We start from the raw sequence: 19,070 nt of genomic DNA on the forward strand, positions 1-19,070 counted from the left end.
CTCGCGGCGTTCAGCATCTGACGATCCGCCCCAAGACGGCCTAGCCGCTCCTTCCCTTCGGACAGTCCTTTCGACCCGCTCGGCTCCGGCCGGGCGGGTTTCTCTTGCTTGGCCGGCGTGTGGAGACTCGGTGTAACGCCGTCGAGCGTCCGCAGCTCGGCGAGTTGATTTGGTTTGATAGACTTTGACCGTTGTTGGTGAGCGGTGGGAATTTGGGACGGAGGGCAAGATAAAAGAGGAGATTTCGCGCGCCATTTGTCTTACCGTTTCACAGGGTTGGCGCGACAGCGGCGCCGACCCGAGACTTGCGACGACGCACATCTTCATTGGCCGTTCCGAGCCGTCACGATGTTGGCAAAGCATGCGATCCAAACACGCCTAGGCGCCGCGTCCCAGGTTGATGACTGCGCCGGCGAAGCTCGGCTCCCGCGCACATTGAAACCTGATGGTTCGGGCGTCCGGTTGGGCATGTTTCGGCGGCTGTCGGCGTCGCGCATGTTTGCATTCGGCGACCGTGCTGGCGTATTGCGCGCCGCCCAGGCCAGATCCGGCCGCGCCTTTCGCTTGGACGTCCGGCAGCGGGTGATCGTAAAGGCCCTGGTGTCCCGGCACAGTGGCGCCGGCGCGCTCCGCGCGGCGGCATTGTTGGCCCATGTGAACTACCTCGCGCGCTCCGGCGCAGGCATCGATGGCGCCAGGCCAGCGTTCTTCGATGAGCGCTCGACGGATGTCGATGCTGCGGCGATCACCGCGGAGTGGGCGCCAGACCGACACCACTTCCGCTTTATCATCTCTCCCGAGCATGGAGATCGGATCTCCGACCTGGTGGGCTACACACGCGCGGTCATGAAACAGGTGGCGCAGGACCTGGGTGAGCCACACCTGTCTTGGGTTGGGACGTGTCACTTCGACACCGACCAGCCGCATGCCCATGTCCTGATACGAGGCCGCCGTGAGAGCGGCAGGGACCTGGTGATCCCACGCGACTACGTGGCCTATGGCTTCCGAGCCCGGGCCCAGGAGGCCGCACACGAGCGTCTGGGGGACATCTCACGCGCTGACGCCGAACGGCGCATCTGGCGCGAGACGCAGGCCGACCGGTTCACCGGGTTTGACCGAAGGCTTCTGCAGGCCGCGGACGACGACCTCGAGGTCAAGGATGGCGTGGGCGGCAGCGACGCATGGTCGGCCCTGACACGCGGACGACTTCGTCACCTCGAAGCACTCGGGCTCGCGACGCGTCACGGCAGTCGCTATCGGCTCCATCCCGACCTGGAGCAGCAACTCCGGACCCTGCAGCTCCGCCGCGATGTTATTCGCACCCTGCATCAGCGGCGCATGGAGTCCGGACGCGAAGTGCGGGAGCTGGGCGTGGAGCGGGTCCGGGGCCGGCTCATGCAGGTCGGCCGACATGATGAGCTGGGCGCATCCCGCTGGGTCATCGTCCGAGATGCCGGCGGTACCGAGCACTTCGCCCGACTCCGGTTTGGCCACTCGGCGCCACGGGTGGGACGCGATGTGGAATTGATGGTCAGCCCGGGCGGTGTCCGCATCCATGACCTCGGGCGCGGGCTGGGTCGCGACTTCTAGACCGCCGTCTGGTGATCGAGGCTACGCGCGAACGCTATCCTTTCGCGAGAACAATTCGACTTGGACCGGGGGTCGGGGCGACGGCCCATTTTCGTCGAGCGCCCGTTTCGCTGTCGAAGATGAGCTCGCCCTGCCAACGACGAGCTGCACGATCGGCGCAACGGTACGGGTGGGAACCAGAGCCTGGCGTTGCGTGAGCCAGGCGCCTGCGGCGCCAACGCCGAACATGCTCGTCGGCGCACTCCCTACCCCGCCTAGGTTGGCGAGAAGCCCCGCGAATTGCACTGTTGCGCTGGGCGCGGGCGTTTCGCCCACAATGTCGCGAAGCAGGGACTGCCATTTCTCAAGGGCATCGCGCTTGGCGCGCACATACTCGTTCACGTCGTAATGGCGCATGCTGACCTGGGCTCCGCCACCGGAATCGGAGTGTCCAAGCACCTTGCTGCGGATGAAGGGCGCGACCCCGACGCGTTCGCTCGTCATCAAGGTCGAGCCCGTTCGGCGCAGGTCGTGTGGTGTCGCGCCCTCGATACCCACGGCCTTGAGCACCGCTCCGAAGGCCCAGTTCAGAGCGTGCCCGCAGATCGGCTTGTTCGAGTCGCGCGGACCAGGGAAGATGAGGTCGCAACCGAGCTCGTCGGACAGGGCCAGCGCGGCCTCGATGTTCTCGATGACCCAAGGCGAGAGCGGAACGACATGATCGCGCTTCGACTTCATGCGGGTGGCGGGGATCGTCCAGAGTCCATGACGCAAGTCGAGCTCGCTACGCGCCATGCCGAGGATTTCGCAGCGGCGCTGCAGGAGCTGAACCGAGAGCAGAATGGCGAGCCGCATCGGCGCTCCAATCTTCACGCGTTCGCCATCACGCCGCTTCTCGGCCAGAGCCGGGGGCACCCGGAGCGACTCGGCCGTCTTCACGCCGTTCCAGATGAGTCTTAGTTCCTCATCGGAATAGACGCGTCGCCGTGGCACGAAAGTTACTACCGGCGGCAAGTCGCGAATGGGATTGAAAGCCAAGCGCTCCTCGAACACCCCGTAGTTCAGGATTTGGCGGATCACGGCCTGCGCCCTTACCGCCTGCGACGTGACGCCCGCGTCGAGCAGCCGTTTCAGCATCCCGCGGATGAGGCGGCGATCCATGCTCTCCAAGGGTATGCGCGCCAGCGAGGACTGGATGTGCTTTCGATAGACGATCGTTTCGTTGCGGATCGTACTTGCGCGCTTGCAGCGGTAGCGCCCCCCTTCGGTATCCGCAAAGTAGGCTGCCGCCAGATCGCCGAACGTCTTCAGGTGTTCGGTGGCCGCCTCGATCCTGCGCCGGCGTAGCGAAAGGCCCGGGTCACCGCCCCCGCTGACCTCGCCCAACAGCCGCCGAGCGGCTTCCCGCGCTTCGGACAGTCCGAATGCGCTGGTGTGCACGCCAAGCGTGATGCGGCACTGGCGTCCGAGCTTCGTCCTGTACCGGAAGCTCCAGGTCTTGCGGCCGTCGCCGGACACCCGAAGCTCCAGCCCGCCGACGACCGCATCCGGGTAGCTCAGCTGCCGCCGCCCGACTGCCTGTACAGCGTTGCAGAACGCGCTCGTCAGTCTTCTTGCCGCCATATCGTCACCCACGCGCCACAGGGAAAGATGATCCCAGCGACCTTCAACTAGGTCACGCATAGGTCACAGAATTCGGAAAATCAATGAACTGGCGCGCACCTTCATGAAAAGTTGAAGTTACGCGTTTTCAATGGCTTGGGTGCTGGTGAATTCGTCTGAAAACTTCTGAAATCACCTTCTAGGCCGTGTGCAGAATAGTTCTGCACATCCGTTATGGATCCCGACGCGTGAGGCCTGCCCCGCGGGCGGCTACAGCCCCTTCGCGATCAGTCCGCTCAGCAGCTTGTCCGGCGTGATGGGATAGTCGCGCACGCGCACGCCGCAGGCGTTGTAGATGGCGTTGGCCACCGCCGCGCCCGCGCCCGAATTGCCCAGCTCGCCCACGCCCTTGATGCCCATCGGGTTGGCCTTGTCGTCCACCTCGTCGAGCATGATGGCGTCCAGGTCGCCGATGTCGGCCTGCACCGGCACCAGGTAGCTGGCGAGGTCCTGGTTGATCAGCGAGCCGTAGCGCGGATCGACGGCGTTGCCCTCGCCGAGCGCCGAGCCGATTCCCCAGATCATTCCGCCGGTCAGCTGGCTTTTCGCCGTCTTGGCGTTGAGGATCCGGCCCGCGGCGAACACGCCCAGCATGCGACGCACCCGCACCTCGCCGGTGACCGGGTCGACGCCCACCTCGCAGAAGTGACTGCCGTAGGTCTGGGTGCTCCACTTCTGGGAGTCCTGGGCCGGGCGGATCTCGCCCTCGACGGTCAACCCCTCGGGCGCCGCGCGGCGGATCAGGTCGGCCAGCGTCTCGGAGCGGTTCTCGAGCGCGATCACGCCGTCCTGGAACGTGACCGCCGCCGGGTCGCCCGCGTGCAGCGGCGAGCCGGGATCGCCGGTCGCTAGCTCCGCGATCGCCTTGCGCAGGTTCATGCCGGCGGCCAGCGCCGCCGAGCCGGCCGTGGCCGCTCCGAACTGGCCGCCCGAGCCGGGCGCAGGGGGCAGCTCCGAATCCCCGATCTCGACAACCACCTTGCCGAGGGGCACGCCCAAGGTCTCCGCCGCGATCTGGGCGAGGACCGTGTAGGTGCCGGTCCCGATGTCGGTCATGCCCTGGCGGACGGTGATGGTCCCCTCGGCGTCCACCGAGAAGCTGCACTTGGCCGGCAGCAGGAAGTTGCCGCGGATGGCGGCGGCCATGCCCATACCCACCAGCCAGCGGCCGTCGCGCACCTGGCCCGGCCGCGGCAGGCGCCGGTCCCACCCGAAGAGCTGGGCGCCCTCCTTGAGGCAGCGGACCAGCTGGCGCTGCGAGAACGGCCGGCCGTTCTCGGGATCGACCGGTGGCTCGTTGCGGATCCGCAGCTCGACGGGATCGAGGCCGAGCTGCTCGGCCAGTTCGTCCATGGCGCACTCGAGGCTCATGGTGCCCGAGGCCTCGCCCGGCGCCCGCATGGGCCCGGCGTGCGGCAGGTCCAGCTTCACCAGGCGGTGGCCCGTCAGCCGGTTCGGCGCAGCGTAGAGGGCGCGCGCGAAGTTGGACGCGTGCTCGGTGAAGCTTCCGTCCTTCTGGCAGTGCGTCCAGGTCATGATCGAGAACGCGTTGAGCCGGCCATCCTTCTCGGCGCCCAGCCGCACCCGCTGCACCGTCGCGGGGCGATGGACCGTGCCATGCATCATCTGCTGGCGGGTGAACGCCACCTTCACTGGGCGGCCCAGCGCGCGGGCGGCCAGCGCCGACAAGGTGAGGTCGTCGTAGGTCTGGCCCTTCCCGCCGAAGCCGCCGCCGATGTAGCGGGTGAGCAGGTGGACGGCGTCGCGGTCGATGCCCAGGGTCTCGGCCAGGCCGTGCTGGGCGGGCTTCACCATCTGGATCGAGGTGTGGGCGATGCAGCGTTCGCCTTCCCACCAGGCCAGCGAGGCGCAAGGCTCCATCTGGCAGTGGTTCTGCAGCGGGGTAGACCAGGTCTCGTCGAGCTTCGCCGGCGAGGCGGCGAAGCCGTCGTCGAAGTTCCCGATCTCCACGTCCTGCTCGCCGGGTGGCTGGCCGGCGTCGGCGAGCCGCTTGGCGAAGTCGACGTCGGGCGTCTCGGCCGCGTAGCTCAGCTTCACCAGATGCGAGGCGGCGACGGCGTTTTCCAGCGTGTCGGCCACCACGAAGGCCACCGGCTGGCCCCAGTAGGTCACGCGGTCGCTTTCCAGGGCCGGCTTGGAGCCCTGGGTGCTGCGCGGGTGGGCCTTGGTGCCGCGCACCGGCTGGGCCGGGACGTTCAGGTGGCTCCAGACCAGCAGCACGCCGGGCGCAGCCTCAGCCTCCGCGACGTCGACGCCGGTGATGCGGCCGGTGGCGATGCTCGCGCCCACCATCACGCCATAGGCCGGCGGGGACGGCGGCTGGACCTCGTAGGCATAGGGCGCCGTGCCGGTCACCTTGAGCGGGCCTTCGTAGCGGTCGACGCCCTTGCCGATCAGGCCGGAGCGGTTGTCCTTGACGGGGTTAGGGACGTCCCAGTCGCTCACCGAGCTCATCAGCCCCTCCCCTTCGCTTCGGAAATGGCGGCGGCCGCGAGGCGGGCCACCAGCGGGATCTTGAAGTCGTTGCGGCCGAGCGGGCTCGCGCCCTCCAGCTCCTTGGCGATGGCTTCGGCGGGCGACGCGCCGGACGCGAGCGCGCCCTCCGCATCGGCCGCACGCCACGGCTTGTGCGCCACCATGCCCAGCGCCACCTGGCCGCCGGCCACCGCGACGCTGGCCAGACCGCCGGCGTACGAGGCCCGGTCGCGCACCTTGCGGTAGGTCTGGCCGCCCGCCGGCGGCGGCGGTAGCACGACGGCGGTGATCATCTCGCCAACGGCCAGGTGGGTCTCCAGGTGCGGCGTCTCGCCGGGCAGCCGGTGCAGCTCCATCACCGGGAAGCTGCGCGTGTCGCCGGATGCGCCCAGCACCTCGACGCGGGCGTCCAGCGCCGAGAGCGCGACCGCCATGTCGGACGGATGGGTGGCGATGCAGGCGTGGCTCGCGCCGAAGATCGCGGCGTTGCGGTTCAGCCCCTCCAGCGCCCCGCAGCCCGAGCCGGGCTGGCGTTTGTTGCAGGGTTTTGTCGTGTCGTAGAAGTAGGCGCAGCGGGTGCGCTGCAGGAGGTTGCCCGCCACGCTGGCTTTGTTGCGCAGCTGCGGCGAGCCGCCGGCCACGATCGCCTCCGACAGCACCGGATACTTCGCCCGCACCGCCGCGTGGGACGCGACCGCGGTGTTGGTTGCCGAAGCCCCGATGCGCAGGCCGCCGTCGGGCGTGGCGCCGATCCCGGCCATCGGCAGGCGGCTCACGTCGATCAGGTGCGTGGGAGCCTCGATCTCCAGCTTCATCAGGTCGAGCAGGTTGGTGCCGCCGGCGATGAACCGTGCGCCGGGCGCCTGCGCCGCCTGGACCGCGCCCTCGAGGCTGGTCGCGCGCTCGTAGGTGAAGGCCTTCACGCCATGGCCTCCGCAGCTTGCTTGATGGCCGCCACGATCTGCGGATAGGCCGAGCAGCGGCAGATGTTCCCGCTCATCCGCTCGCGGATCTCGGCGTCGGTGAGCGCGGGCTTCGCGCCGGCCGCCGTCTCCTGGCTGGGCGCCCCGGCCTCGATCTCGGCCAGCATGCCGAGCGTCGAGCAGATCTGACCCGGCGTGCAGTAGCCGCACTGGAAAGCGTCCTGCTCGAGGAACGCCTGCTGCACCGGATGCAGCTTCTCGACCGTGCCGACGCCCTCGATGCTCACGACCTCGTCGCCGTCGTGCATGGCGGCCAGCGACAGGCAGGAATTGATCCGCACGCCGTTCACCAGGACCGTGCAGGCGCCGCACTGGCCGTGGTCGCAGCCCTTCTTGGCGCCGGTCAGCTTCAGGTGTTCACGCAAGGCGTCGAGCAGCGTCGTGCGCGGGTCGAGGTCCAGCGACCGCGCCTGCCCATTGATGGTGATGGTTGTCTGCAACCCACCCCTCCCAGATTGTCCGGCCGCACTCTGGCGGCTCTTCAAACGTATGTTTTAGCGTAGCGCTCTATTCGCAAGGCTTCCAAGGGCGCCGCAGGCGCAATCGAAGAGAACCGCGGAAAACGCGGAATGACGCGGAAAGAGCTCCGAAAGCGCCGCCGCCTTCCGCGCCATTCCGCGTATTCCGCGGTTCAAGAATCTAAGGCGCTCGCCCGCCTCACTCCTCGCCGGGCGCCACCGCCTTCACCGACAGCGCGTGCACCGGACCGGCCAACTCGTCAGCGAGCGCGCGGTAGACCATCCGCTGGCGCGCCACCCGGGGCGTCCCCGCAAATGCCGGGGATTCGATCGTTACGTTGAAATGGCTTTCCCCGCCTTCGCGCGCGCCGGCGTGGCCCGCGTGTCGGTGGGAATCGTCGACGACCTCCAGTCGCGTGGGCTGGAAGGCCGCCGTAAGCTTGTCTTGGATCGCGTCAATTATGGCGCCCATCGGCTCGATCTTCAATTCTTGTACGGAAACTTCTGCCCCTCATACTTGGGCGATGCCCGGCGCGTTTCAATATAAGCCCAAGTTCGTGGATATCCGCGTCCGCCCGCCCTCCGAGGAGGAGGACACGACGGCGCAGGACGTGCATGCCCTGAAGCCGGGCGAGCGGGCCTGCGACCATCCGGGCTGCCGGCGGGCGGCCACGGCGCGGGCGCCGAAATCGCGCGACCTGCTGCACGAGCACTACTGGTTCTGCCAGCCGCACGCCGCGGAATACAATCGCAACTGGAACTTCTTCGCCGGCATGGCCGAAGGCGAGGTGCGCCGCCGGCAGCAGGAAGAGATGATGACCGGCGGGCGGCCGACCTGGGAGATGAAGGCCGGCCGCATGAGCCGCGAGGCCGCGGCGTTCTCCGCCAAGTTCGGGGCCGGCCCCGGCCACGGTCCGGCGTTTCGCGACCCCTTCAACATGTTCGGCGGCGGCGGCCAGCAGGCGCGCCGGCCCGAGCCCGAGAGCCGCAAGCTGGGCAAGATCGAGCGCAACGCACTGGCCGACCTGGACCTCGACGAGGACGCCGACGGCCCCAAGATCCGCGCCCGCTACACCGAGCTGGTGCGCCGCCTGCACCCCGACGCCAACAACGGCGACCGCTCGGGCGAGCACCGCCTGCAGCGCGTGATCAGGTCGTACCAGGCGCTCCGCAAGGCGGGGATGGTCTAGCTGCGGGCCGGCTGACCCAACGGCCGGCTTGCGGTTCCCGCGCGAAGGGGATGGGATGGGCGCCTTGTCCGACCGAGGCCTGCGCCATGCCCGACTCCGTCCAGCCCGCACCGACCGCCGCCTCGACCGATCCCGCGGCGTTGGCCGTGATGCAGGGCTTCCCGCCGCCGCCCGAGAAGACGGTGCGGGTCGCCGACACCACCAGCTGGCGCTTCCCCAACACCCGCTGGAGCTTCAGCCACCAGCGCGAGCTGGGGCCGTCGGCGGCGATCCGACGCGGGCCCGGGGCCGCCACGGCCCTGCCCTACGGCCTGCGCGACGACCTCGACGACGTGCCGTTCGTCACCCAGGACGGGCGGCCGATGACCTGGGGCGAGAGCATCGAAGAGAACTTCACCGACGGCCTCGTGGTCCTGCATCGTGGGACCGTGGTCTACGAGACCTACCGTGGCGCGCTACAGCCGCACACGCCGCACCTCGCCATGTCGGTGACCAAGTCGTTCGCGGGCCTGCTGGCGGCGGTCCTGGCCCATGAGGGCGCACTCGATCCGGCCGCGCCGGTGGCGGACTACGTCCCCGAACTCGCCGACACCGCCTTCGGCGACGCCACCGTACGCCACGTGATGGATATGACGACGGGCGTCCGGTACCGCGAGGACTACGTCGATCCCGACGCCGAGGTGCGCTTCTATGGGGTCGCCGCCGGCTGGTCGCGGCCGCCCGAGGGCTACGCTGGTCCCAACACCATCTTCGACTTCCTCCGCACGCTGAAGAAGCAGGGCGAGCACGGCGAGGCCTTCGCCTACAAGACCTGCAACACCGAAGTGCTGGGCTGGATCATCCAGCGCGTGGCGGGCAAGCCGTTCGCCGAGTTGGTCTCCGAGCGCATCTGGCAGAAGCTGGGCGTCGAGGAGGACGGCTACGTCATGGTCGACGGCACGGGCTTCGCGCTGTGCGGCGCGGGCCTCAACGTCACCACCCGCGACCTCGCCCGCTTCGGCGAGATGATGCGGCTGGGCGGCGTTGCGGGCGGCCAGCAGATCGTGCCGCGGGCGGTCGTGGACGACATCGCGGGCGGTGCGCGGACCGAGGATTTCGCCAGGGCCGGCTACGTCACCCTGCCCGGCTGGAGCTACCGGAACCAATGGTGGGTGAGCCACAACCGCTTCGGCGCGTACACGGCCCGGGGCATCCACGGCCAGGTCTGCTACGTGGCGCCGGGGGCCGAGATGGTGATCGCCCGCTTCGCCTCGCACCCGACCGCCGCCAACGGCAACGGCCCCCTCGATCGCGTCTCGCTGCCGGCCTACGAAGCGATCGCCGCGCACCTCAGCGGCGTGTAGTCAGGGGGCCCAGGGCCAGGTCTCCACCCGCTCGCGAGCACCGCCTGCGGCGGCGCGTCATCAGGTCATGCCAAGCGCTGCGAAAGGCGCGGATGGTCTGAGGCGCCTCAGACGGCGCAGGGCGCCGCCCGGTCCTCCTGAATTGGGCCCAGTCCCGGCGCATCGTATTTGAACCCGCGCGCCTTCCTCTCCGCTTCGCTGGTCTCGAGGACCTGCAGCACGCCGGTCTGCGGACCGAAGACCGTGTCGAGCGTGAGGTTCGTCGCGAACGTCGTACCGATGTCGAGCGCGGCGTCGAAGGGCGCGAACTCCTGGTGTCGGATCAGGCCCGGCATCGGCTCGCTCCTCGCTGGGAACGCCGCGCGCCTTCAGGCGCCGGGACGCCGTCATTGCCGACCCGACGCCTCAGGCCAGCGACCGCCAGGCCACGTAGGCAGCGGTCGCGATGACCATGACCGCGAACATCCTGCGGGCGACATCGGCCCGGCCTGACAGGCGCCGCGCGACGGGATCGCTGGCCAGGACGCCTAGCGCCCCGCCCACCACGAGGGCGACGAACAGGGGCCAGTCGACGAGGCCCGACGCGGCGTAGCTGGCGCTTGTGGCGGCGCCGAACAGGGACACTGACACCAGGGACGACGCCCCGGCATGGGCCAGGGTCATACCGGTGGCGGCCATCAGGCCGGGCACGATCAGGAAGCCGCCGCCGATCCCGAAGAAGCCCGCGGCCAACCCGGTGACGAGGCCGGCCGGCGCGAGCCGCGCGGTAAGCGCTGCAGTGAGGTGGACCGCCGGGTCGCCGGCGTTCTTCTTCGGCAGCAGCATGGAGCCGCCGATCAGGGCCATCGCGGCGGCGAACCAGAGGAGCAGGACCCCGCCATCGAGCTGCTTGGCGAGGTGGGCGCCCACGAGGGATCCCGCCAGGCCCGCTCCGCCGAAGACCAGGGCGCAGGGCCACTTCACCCGCCCGGCCCGGGCCTGGACGGCGAGGCCGGCGAGCGCGTTCACGGCGACGGCGGCCGCCGAAGTCCCGATGGCGACATGCGGATCGCGCACCCCCACGAGGTAGATCAGCAGCGGCGTCGCCAGCACCGAGCCGCCGCCGCCGAACACGCCGAGCAGCAGTCCGACGACGGCGCCGCTCAGCACGGCCAGGGCGTAGGTGACGACGGCGGGGTCCATCGCGGATCAGGCGCGCGCCCGGTTCCAGGGCATCGCGGCGAGCAGCGTGGCCATGCCGCAGAAGCCCGTGACGCCGGCGAAGACAAGCCCAGCGCCCACGAAGGCGGAGAGCCCGAAAAGAGCGGGATGGACCGCAAAGCCGAGCGCCGCGCCGACCAGCACCAGCAAGCCCGCGGCGATCTGGACCTGGCGCTTGATCTCCAGCGGCGCCTTGCGGTCGATCTCGATCGGCAGTCCCGTGGCGGCCCAGGCGTCGACGCCCCCCTCAAGGACATAGGCGGGCCCGTCGACGACGGCGGCCAGCCGCTCGCAATTCGCGCCGGTCCGCATGCCGGTCCGGCAGGTGAAGACCACATCCTGGCCGGGCTCAACCTTCAGATGCGCTTCCTCGAAGGTGGAGAGGGGACGGGGCAAGGCCCCACGTACGTGGCGGCGGACGAACTCGTCCGGCTCGCGGATGTCCACGAGGACGGCGTGGCGGCGTTTCAGGCGCTGGTCGACGTCCTCAGGTTTGAGGGAGATCAGGGCGGCGGGCATTCCGGGACCTCATGTTAGGGGCACAGAAGATTTCTGCGAGCGTCGCCACCACCTGCACGGCGGCCGGGTCGGCGATCCGGTAGCGCACGGTCTGGGCTTCGCGGCGGGTCGCCACGACGCCCTCCTCCCGGAGCACCGCGAGGTGCTGCGAGAGGGCGGACTGCGAGAGGCCAACGAGGGGCAGAAGCTCCCCGACCGACTTCTCGCCGTCCGCGAGCTGGCACAGGATCATCAGCCGGCGCTCGTTGCCGAGCGCACGCAGGAGCTTGGCGGCCTCTGCGGCGCTGGCCTCGAAGCGGACGATGTCGAAGTTTGCGAGATCGAACATGAGGCTCCATATATTAGATATTGCTAATTTAGCAAGTGCTAATATATATGCGTCGACGCCCAAGGAGGCTCAGACCATGCATCCGACCGTTCAAGCGTTTTTCGATCCCGCCACCTCCACCGCCAGCTACCTGGTGTCCGACCCGGCGACGAAGGCGGCCGCCATCGTCGACCCGGTGGCCGACTACGAACCCAAGGGCGCGAAGCTGTCGCACGGCTCGGCCGACGCCCTGCTCCAGGCTGTCCGCGACCAGGGCCTCGATCTACTCTACGTGCTCGAGACCCACGCCCACGCCGACCACCTCTCCGCGGCCGACTACATCCGGCGGAGGACAGCCGCCGAGGTCGTCATCGGCGCGCGTATCACCGAGGTGCAGAAGCAGTTCATCCCGCTATTCGAGGCCGACGACGTCGACGACGACGGCCGCGCGTTCGACCGCCTCGTCGACGAGGGAGACGAACTGCCTCTCGGTGAACTTGCGATCCGCGTCCTGCACACGCCGGGCCACACCCCGGCCTGCGTGACGTACCTGATCGGCGACGCCGCGTTCGTCGGCGACACGCTGTTCATGCCGGACTACGGGACGGCGCGCGCCGACTTCCCGGGCGGGGACGCAGCGTCACTGTATCGCTCGACCCGCAAGATCCTGGCGCTGCCGCCGCAGACGCGGATCTTCGTCGGCCACGACTACCTGCCCGCCGGGCGCAGCGACTACCGCTGGGAGACCACCGTGGCCGAGGAGCGGGCGCGGAACATCCACGTGCGCGACGGCGTGTCGGAAGCCGACTTCGTCGCCATGCGGAAAGCCCGCGACGCCACCCTGCCGCCGCCCACCCTCATCCTGCCGTCACTGCAGGTGAACATCCGCGCCGGCGCCCTGCCGCCCGCGGCGCCGGGCGGCCACGTGTTCCTGCGACTGCCCGTGAGCGAGGTGGGCGCCTCCTGACGGTGCGAGAGGCTTGGCCGGCTGATCCTGTTTCGGCCGGCGTCGCGTCGGCGGACCCGGCGCCGGACGCTCCGACCGAGTGGATCACGTCGAGGCTGGCTACGCGGCGACCGTGTCGCCCGCCGCGTCATCGTCGCCGGCTTCCAGCACCGCGCAGAGCTCGGCGTAAAGCGCGGAGACCTCGATCGGCTTGGAGACGTGGCCGTCCATTCCGACGTCGCGGTACTCCTGCACCTGGTGGGCCATGGCGTTTGCGGTCAGCGCGATGATCGGCGTGCGGGCGCGGCCGGTGTCACGCTCCCGCGCCCGGATGGCGGCCGTCGCGGCGATCCCGTCCATGACGGGCATCTGGACGTCCATCAGGATCAAGTCCCAGTCGGCGCTCTCCCAGGCGGCCAGGGCCGCGGCGCCGTCCTCGACGACGTGCGGGTCCAGGCCCATCTGGTGGAGCAGGGTCCGCAGGACGAGCTGGTTCACCGCATTGTCCTCGGCGGCCAGCACGCGCAGGGACATCGGCTCCACCTCTTCGCCTGGCGGGGGCGCCGGGAGGGGCGCGGTCTCGTCGCCCAGGCGGGTCAGGGGCACGGTCAGGGTGAAGGTGGAGCCCGCGCCCGGCATGCTCTCAACGGAGATCGTCCCTCCCATCAGCTGCGCCAGTTCGCGGCAGATCGCCAGCCCCAGGCCGGTGCCGCCGAACCGGCGGGTGGTCGAGGAGTCCAGCTGGTCGAACTTGCCGAACAGCTTCGACAAGTTCTCGGGCGCGATGCCGGGCCCGGTGTCCTGGACGTCGAGGACGAGGTGCCCCTCGTCATAGCGCGCCGTCACGCGGATCTTGCCCGCCTCGGTGAACTTCACGGCGTTTGACACGAGGTTGAAGAGGACCTGCCGGATGCGGCTGGGGTCGCCGCGATAGCGTCCCTCTGCCGGGCCCACCTCCAGCACGAAGGACAGCCCCTTCTTGGCCGCGATGGCCGTGAACGCCGAGTAGGCCCCGCGGGCCACCTCGCCCAGGTTGAAGTCGACGATCTCGAGCTCGAGCTTGCCTGCTTCGATCTTCGAGAGGTCGAGGACGTCGTTGAGGATCGTCAGCAGGGCCTCGCCCGACTGGCGGATGACGGCGAGGCGCTCGCGCTGGCGTGCGCTCAGCTGTTCGGCGCCCATGGCCTGGGCCATCCCGAGCACGCCGTTCAGCGGCGTGCGGATCTCGTGGCTCATGGTGGCGAGGAACGCGCTCTTGGCGGCGTTGGCGGCCTCCGCCTTCGCCTGCGCGGCCCGCAGCCGCGACGCGCCGCGGCGCTGGAGCACCACCAGCATCACGCAGCCCAGCACGAGGAAGACGCCCAGCACGATCACCGACTGCTGCGCCCGCAGCGCCTCGGCCTTCACGCGGGTGTCCTCGCGCGCGCTTTGCAGCTGGTTCTGCAGGGCGCCGGTCACCTGGCGCACGCCGTCGTAGACCTCCGCGGCGCGGCGGAAGCGCTGCTCCCGCTCGAACTGGCGGAAGATCTTGTAGGCCCCGGCGGCGTCCCCGCGCGCCAGCTTGATCTCGGCCTCCACCTCCAGCAGGCGCGCGACCAGCTTGGAGCCGGGCTCGACGGTCGCCACGTACTTCTGCAGACGGCGGAAATCGGCCTCGGCGCCGGCGATGTCCCCCAGCCTGGCCTTGGCGATGGCGCGCATGGGCAGCACCGACCGCTTCAGGAACGTGGCGCTGCTGAGCTCGGCGTCGAACTCCGCGAAACAGGCCAGCACCTGCCTCGGGGTTTCGTACATCTCGGCGTAGAGCCCGCAGATGTTGGCGTCCCAGCCGCGCAGGTGCGCCAGGTCGGAGCGGTTCGTCAGCTCATGGTGGGCCCGCACCAGCTTCTCGGCCGTCGACTGGTGGCCCAGGTCGATGGCCATTCGGCCCAGGTTGTAGAGCGCGTCGAAGTCCGGCCGCGGGTCGGCCGGATCGGCGAACTCGAACTGCGCCCGATCGAAGGCCGCCGCGCTGCCCTCCAGGTCGTTCAGGCTCATCAGCGCAAGCCCGATCATGTCCCAGATCAGCGACTCGGCCGACGCGCGGTCCGCGTCCTTCTCGGGGATGGCCTGCTCTGCCGTGGACAGCAGGCGCAACGCCGCGCCCGCGTCCCGCTCGTCCATCAGATGCCGCGCCCACAGCGTGTCGGCATAGACCTTGGCGTACCAGTCGGTCTGCCGCGCCCGGGCCTTGGCGAGTGCGGCGGCCGAACCCTCGGCCGCCTGGTCGTAGGCGATCGCGACCTTGTTGAGCTCCGCGACCGCCGCGTACCGCGCGCTGCCGAGCTCGGCCGCGCGCCGGGCCAGCAGCGCGTTGTAGTGGTCCGCCACGCCGAACTCGGCCTGGCTGCGGAAGATGGTCACCACCAGGTGCAGGCGGCGGAGCCCTTCCGGGCGGCTCGTCTGCGCGGCGGCGTCGCCATAGGCGCGAAGCTCATGGAAGGAGTGGCGGGCGGCGCGGGCGTGGATGCGCGCGGCGAGGTCGGCCGGCGACGTCCGCGGCCGTTCGACGGCGGCGGCCGTGCTCCACAGACTCAGCATCGCAAGCAGCGCGACGACCGCTCGAAGTATCGGCCGCATGGCCAAGGTTCCCCCCAAGTCCCCTAACGCTAAGGAGAATTGGTTTCGGAACCCTGACTTTCGCAGGCCGCCGCGCGGTCGCGCTGCTAAGCCATCGACGCCCGCGCGTCCGAGGTCAGCGCGAAGCCCGGGTAGCCCGCGGCGGCCACTTCGTTGCACTTGTCGCGATAGACCGGGAAGCCGCCGATGTAGGGCATGAACACCCGCGGTTTGCCCGGCACGTTCGCGCCCATGTACCAGGAGTTGGCGAGCGGGAAGATCGTCGGCGCGGCCACCTCGTTGACGTGCGCCACCCACTCGTCCTGCGCACCCTCCGTGGCCTCGATGGCCCCGACCTGCCGTGCGCCTGCCCAGGCGATGCAGTCGGCGATCCAGTCCACGTGCTGCTCGATGGCGACGGCCATGTTGCACAGCACCGACGGGCTGCCCGGGCCGGTGACGATGAAGAGGTTCGGGAAACCCGCCACCGCCAGGCCCAGGTAGGTGCGCGGGCCCGCCGCCCAGCTGTCCTTGAGCTTCGCGCCGCCACGGCCTGTGATGTCGATGTTGTTGAGCGCCCCGGTCATGGCGTCGAACCCGATCGCGTAGACGATGGCGTCAGCCTGGTAGATCGCGCCTGTGGTACGCACGCCGTTCGGCGTGATCTCGGCGATGGGCTCGTCGTTCAGGTCGACCAGCTCGACGTTGTCACGGTTGAAGGTGGCGTAGTAGCCGGTGTCGACGCAGAGCCGCTTGGAGCCGATGGGGAAGGTCTTCGGGACCAGCTTCTCGGCCGTCGCGGGGTCCTTGACGATGCCGCGGATCTTGTCGGCCACGAACTCGACCGCCGTGGCGTTGGCCGCCACATCCGTCGTGAGGTCACCGTAGGCGCCCAGGAGTGCAAAGCCGCCGATCCGCCACCGCTCCTCGTAGGCCGCCCGGCGCACCTCTGGGCTGGCGTCGACGGCGAGGGCCTCCTGCGGATTGACCATCCTGATGCCGAAGCCGGTCTCGCGCGCCTCCTTGCGGTACTGCTCCCGGTTGGCCGCCCAGTCGGAGACCACGGCCGGATCGGGCGGACCGTTGTGCGCCGGCACGCTGAAGTTGGGCGTGCGCTGGAAGACGGTGACGTGGTCGGCCTGCTCGGCGATCTGCGGGATCGACTGGATGGCCGACGAGCCGGTGCCGATCACCGCCACCCGCTGGCCGGTGAAGTCCACGCCTTCGTGCGGCCAGCGGCCGGTGTGCCAGCTCGGGCCCTGAAAGGTCTCCGCACCCGGGAAGTTCGGCTCGTTCGGCACCGACAGCACGCCGGTGGCCATGACGCACCAGCGGGCCGTGACCGTCTCGCCGCGATCGGTCGTGATCGTCCAGCGGTTGGCCGCCTCGTCGAAGCGCGCCGTGGTGACCCGCGTCTCGAGCTGGATGTCGGGGCGCAGGTCGAACCGATCGGCCACGTGGTTGAGGTAGGCGAGCAGCTCGGGCTGGCTCGCATACCGCTCGCTCCAGACCCACTCGGCGTCGAGCTCAGGCGAAAATGAGTACGAGTACTCCTGGCTCTCGATGTCGACGCGGGCGCCCGGATAGCGGTTCCAGTACCAGGTGCCGCCCACGCCGGACCCGGCCTCATAGACCCGCGCGCTCAGTCCCTGCTCGCGCAGACGGTGCAGCATGTAGAGCCCGGAAAACCCCGCGCCCACGATCACCGCGTCGTATTCCGCCTGGGCCATGACGCGTCCTCCCACTCTGTGCTTTTCGGCGACGATAGCGGGTTTGCGGGCTTGTGCAGCCCCCAGACGTGGCGTCAGGCTGAGGCAACAATGTCGTGATTGGGGAAACGCCGATGATCCGCCTGTTCGCCGCCGCTGCCGCCTGCGCCCTCGTGGGCGGGTCCGCCCTCGCCGCTCCGGCAGCGCCCAAGAGCGTCGAGCTCTACGCCATCGAGTGCGGCCGGCTGACGATGCCGAACGCCGACATGTTCTCGGACGACGGCGCCTACAAGGACAAGCCGGCGAAGATGGTGGTGCCCTGCTACCTGATCCGGCATCCCAAGGGCGACCTCATCTGGGACACCGGCCTGCCGCAGGCTGCGACGCCCGCGCCCGGCGCGACCGTGCCGCCGCTGCTGGACCAGCTGAAGTCGATCGGCCTGACGCCGGCCGACATCGAGTACGTCTCAGTCTCGCACAGCCACTTCGACCACATCGGCAACGCCGGGAAGTTCGCGTCGTCCACCTGGATCGTCGACCCGGAGGAGAAGGCCTACGCGTTCAGTGAGACCGCGCGGAAGAATGCGGCCCAGTTCGCGGCCTACTCCGCGCTGGAAACCTCCAAGACCAAGCTGATCGAGCAGCCCACCTTCGACGTGTTCGGCGACAAGTCGGTGGTGATCTACCAGGCGCCCGGCCACACGCCCGGCCACACGGTGCTGCTGGTGCGGCTGAAGCAGGCCGGGCCGGTGATCCTGACCGGCGACCTCTGGCACATCGCCGAGAGCCGGGCGACCAAGCGCGTGCCGCGCTTCAACACCAACAAGGCCGACACGCTGAAGTCCTACGAGATGGTCGAGAAGCTGGCGGCCGACACCAAGGCGAAGGTGGTGCTCGAGCACGTGCCCGAGGACTTCGACGCCCTGCCCAAGTTCCCCGCCGCGCTCAAGTAGGAGGCCGGCATGGGCGCGCTGATCAGCGGGAACCGTCGGCTGGAGCTCACCGCAATGGGCGAGCGCGCGGCGCGGGCGGCGACCGGGCTCCTCAGCCTCGGCATCGGCGAGGGCGACCTGATCGCCCTTTACCTGCGCAACGACTTCCCGTTCGTCGAGGCCAGCACCGCCGCGAGCCTGCTGGGCGTCTACGCCACCCCGGTGAACTGGCACTACACGCCGGACGAGGCGGCCTACCTGTTCGAGAATTCGGGCGCCAAGGCGATCGTCATCCACGCCGACCTGATCGAGCCGATCCGCTCGGCGCTGCCGCCCGGCGTTCCCGTGCTGGTGGTCCCGACGCCGCCGGAGATCGCCGAGGCCTACGGGATCACGCCGCAGCCGACCCCGCCCGGCATGCTGGATTGGGACACCTGGCTCGCGGGCTTCGAGCCGTATGCGGGCGAGCCGTCGACCGGCGGGGGCACGGTGATCTACACCTCCGGCACCACCGGCCGACCCAAGGGCGTGCGCCGCCATCCGCCGACCCCGGAGCAGGTGGAGGCCTATGTCCGGGTGCTGATGCGCGGCTTCGGCTTCGTGGGCTATGGCGATCCGCAGGACGTGGTCACGGTGGTGACCGGGCCGATGTACCACTCGGCGCCCAACGCCTACGGCCTGTTCGCGGCGCGAGCCGGGGGCACGGCGATTCTGCAGCCGCGGTTCGATCCCGAGGAGCTCCTGCAGCTCATCGAGACGCACAAGGTCACGCACCTGCACATGGTGCCGATCATGTTCCACCGGCTGCTCAAGCTGCCCGAGGACGTGAAGCGCAAGTACGATCTCAGCTCGCTGAAGTTCGTGGTGCACGCCGCCGCGCCCTGCCCGCCGCCGATCAAGCGCGAGATGATCGAGTGGTGGGGCCCGGTGATCGAGGAGTACTACGGCGCGACCGAGGTCGGCATCGTGGTGTCGTGCAACAGCGAGGAGTGGCTGGCGCATCCGGGCACAGTCGGAAAGCCGATCCCCGAGGCCGAGGTCCGGATCATCGACAAGGAAGGTAGGGACGTCCCGCAGGGCGAGGTCGGCGAGGTGGTCTCGCGCAACCGCTTCATCAACGACTTCACCTACCACGGCGACGACCAGAAGCGCCGCGAC

Annotated in this window: 17 protein-coding genes; 6 read left to right on the top strand and 11 right to left on the bottom strand. The window is 69.4% G+C overall.

From position 1 onward, the window contains the following. Positions 1–348: 348 nt before the first annotated feature. Positions 349–1,590: a DUF3363 domain-containing protein gene (locus tag VGD44_RS24530; protein ID WP_331091054.1), complete on the top strand. Its 1,242-nt coding sequence runs from the start codon at positions 349–351 to the stop codon at positions 1,588–1,590. Between the two features lie 21 nt (positions 1,591–1,611). Here the strand turns inward: VGD44_RS24530 and VGD44_RS24535 are convergent, their stop codons facing one another. The 5 genes from VGD44_RS24535 to VGD44_RS24555 all read right to left on the bottom strand — a co-directional run bounded on the left by VGD44_RS24535 (position 1,612) and on the right by VGD44_RS24555 (position 7,640). Next, positions 1,612–3,252 carry a site-specific integrase gene (locus tag VGD44_RS24535; RefSeq protein ID WP_331091056.1) on the bottom strand — a complete coding sequence of 547 codons (1,641 nt, stop codon included), beginning with the start codon at positions 3,250–3,252 and terminating at the stop codon, positions 1,612–1,614. Positions 3,253–3,441: 189 nt separating this feature from the next. Continuing rightward, positions 3,442–5,706, bottom strand: a complete 2,265-nt coding sequence (locus tag VGD44_RS24540) for a xanthine dehydrogenase family protein molybdopterin-binding subunit (RefSeq protein WP_331091058.1) — start codon at positions 5,704–5,706, stop codon at positions 3,442–3,444. Further along, positions 5,706–6,650 carry a xanthine dehydrogenase family protein subunit M gene (locus VGD44_RS24545; RefSeq protein WP_331091060.1) on the bottom strand — a complete coding sequence of 315 codons (945 nt, stop codon included), beginning with the start codon at positions 6,648–6,650 and terminating at the stop codon, positions 5,706–5,708. The genes VGD44_RS24540 and VGD44_RS24545 overlap by 1 nt, the downstream gene beginning before the upstream one ends. Further along, the gene (locus VGD44_RS24550) at positions 6,647–7,150 is read right to left on the bottom strand and encodes a 2Fe-2S iron-sulfur cluster-binding protein (RefSeq protein WP_331091062.1); all 504 of its coding nucleotides are present in this window, start codon (positions 7,148–7,150) and stop codon (positions 6,647–6,649) included. Before VGD44_RS24550 ends, VGD44_RS24545 begins: the two co-directional genes overlap by 4 nt. Before the next feature lie 217 nt (positions 7,151–7,367). Beyond that, positions 7,368–7,640: a BolA family protein gene (locus VGD44_RS24555; RefSeq protein WP_331091085.1), complete on the bottom strand. Its 273-nt coding sequence runs from the start codon at positions 7,638–7,640 to the stop codon at positions 7,368–7,370. Positions 7,641–7,692: 52 nt separating this feature from the next. Here VGD44_RS24555 and VGD44_RS24560 point away from each other — a divergent pair, with 52 nt between their 5' ends. Both VGD44_RS24560 and VGD44_RS24565 read left to right on the top strand, forming a co-directional pair. After that, positions 7,693–8,358 carry a DnaJ domain-containing protein gene (locus tag VGD44_RS24560; protein ID WP_331091064.1) on the top strand — a complete coding sequence of 222 codons (666 nt, stop codon included), beginning with the start codon at positions 7,693–7,695 and terminating at the stop codon, positions 8,356–8,358. 86 nt (positions 8,359–8,444) lie between these two features. Next, the gene (locus VGD44_RS24565; RefSeq protein WP_331091066.1) at positions 8,445–9,701 is read left to right on the top strand and encodes a serine hydrolase; all 1,257 of its coding nucleotides are present in this window, start codon (positions 8,445–8,447) and stop codon (positions 9,699–9,701) included. A gap of 107 nt (positions 9,702–9,808) precedes the next feature. On the opposite strand, the gene VGD44_RS24570 is transcribed toward VGD44_RS24565, so the two are convergent. From VGD44_RS24570 to VGD44_RS24585, 4 genes are all read right to left on the bottom strand, one after another. Next, positions 9,809–10,036: a hypothetical protein gene (locus VGD44_RS24570; protein WP_331091068.1), complete on the bottom strand. Its 228-nt coding sequence runs from the start codon at positions 10,034–10,036 to the stop codon at positions 9,809–9,811. Between the two features lie 70 nt (positions 10,037–10,106). Then, positions 10,107–10,883 (bottom strand): sulfite exporter TauE/SafE family protein, encoded by a 777-nt coding sequence (locus VGD44_RS24575; RefSeq protein WP_331091070.1) that lies wholly within the window; start codon positions 10,881–10,883, stop codon positions 10,107–10,109. Between the two features lie 6 nt (positions 10,884–10,889). Continuing rightward, positions 10,890–11,420, bottom strand: coding sequence for a rhodanese family protein (locus VGD44_RS24580; protein WP_331091072.1), 531 nt, complete (start codon positions 11,418–11,420; stop codon positions 10,890–10,892). Then, the gene (locus VGD44_RS24585) at positions 11,389–11,748 is read right to left on the bottom strand and encodes a metalloregulator ArsR/SmtB family transcription factor (protein WP_331091074.1); all 360 of its coding nucleotides are present in this window, start codon (positions 11,746–11,748) and stop codon (positions 11,389–11,391) included. Before VGD44_RS24585 ends, VGD44_RS24580 begins: the two co-directional genes overlap by 32 nt. Positions 11,749–11,824: 76 nt before the next feature. Here VGD44_RS24585 and VGD44_RS24590 point away from each other — a divergent pair, with 76 nt between their 5' ends. Continuing rightward, positions 11,825–12,694, top strand: coding sequence for an MBL fold metallo-hydrolase (locus VGD44_RS24590; protein ID WP_331091076.1), 870 nt, complete (start codon positions 11,825–11,827; stop codon positions 12,692–12,694). Positions 12,695–12,793: 99 nt separating this feature from the next. Here the strand turns inward: VGD44_RS24590 and VGD44_RS24595 are convergent, their stop codons facing one another. After that, on the bottom strand, positions 12,794–15,292 hold the full coding sequence (locus tag VGD44_RS24595) for a hybrid sensor histidine kinase/response regulator (protein WP_331091078.1): 2,499 nt from the start codon (positions 15,290–15,292) through the stop codon (positions 12,794–12,796). An 86-nt stretch (positions 15,293–15,378) separates the two neighbouring features. Continuing rightward, positions 15,379–17,001 carry an NAD(P)/FAD-dependent oxidoreductase gene (locus VGD44_RS24600; RefSeq protein ID WP_331091080.1) on the bottom strand — a complete coding sequence of 541 codons (1,623 nt, stop codon included), beginning with the start codon at positions 16,999–17,001 and terminating at the stop codon, positions 15,379–15,381. A gap of 113 nt (positions 17,002–17,114) precedes the next feature. Between VGD44_RS24600 and VGD44_RS24605 the strand changes: the two genes are divergently transcribed. Together VGD44_RS24605 and VGD44_RS24610 are read left to right on the top strand one after the other, a co-directional pair. Then, complete coding sequence (locus VGD44_RS24605) at positions 17,115–17,933, top strand: N-acyl homoserine lactonase family protein (protein WP_331091081.1); 819 nt, start codon at positions 17,115–17,117, stop codon at positions 17,931–17,933. 9 nt (positions 17,934–17,942) lie between these two features. Next, positions 17,943–19,070: AMP-binding protein (locus VGD44_RS24610; RefSeq protein WP_331091083.1), on the top strand; the 1,128-nt coding region annotated here is incomplete at its 3' end.

It is taken from the genome of Phenylobacterium sp., from assembly GCF_036402295.1.
In the GTDB taxonomy this organism is placed as follows: domain Bacteria; phylum Pseudomonadota; class Alphaproteobacteria; order Caulobacterales; family Caulobacteraceae; genus Phenylobacterium.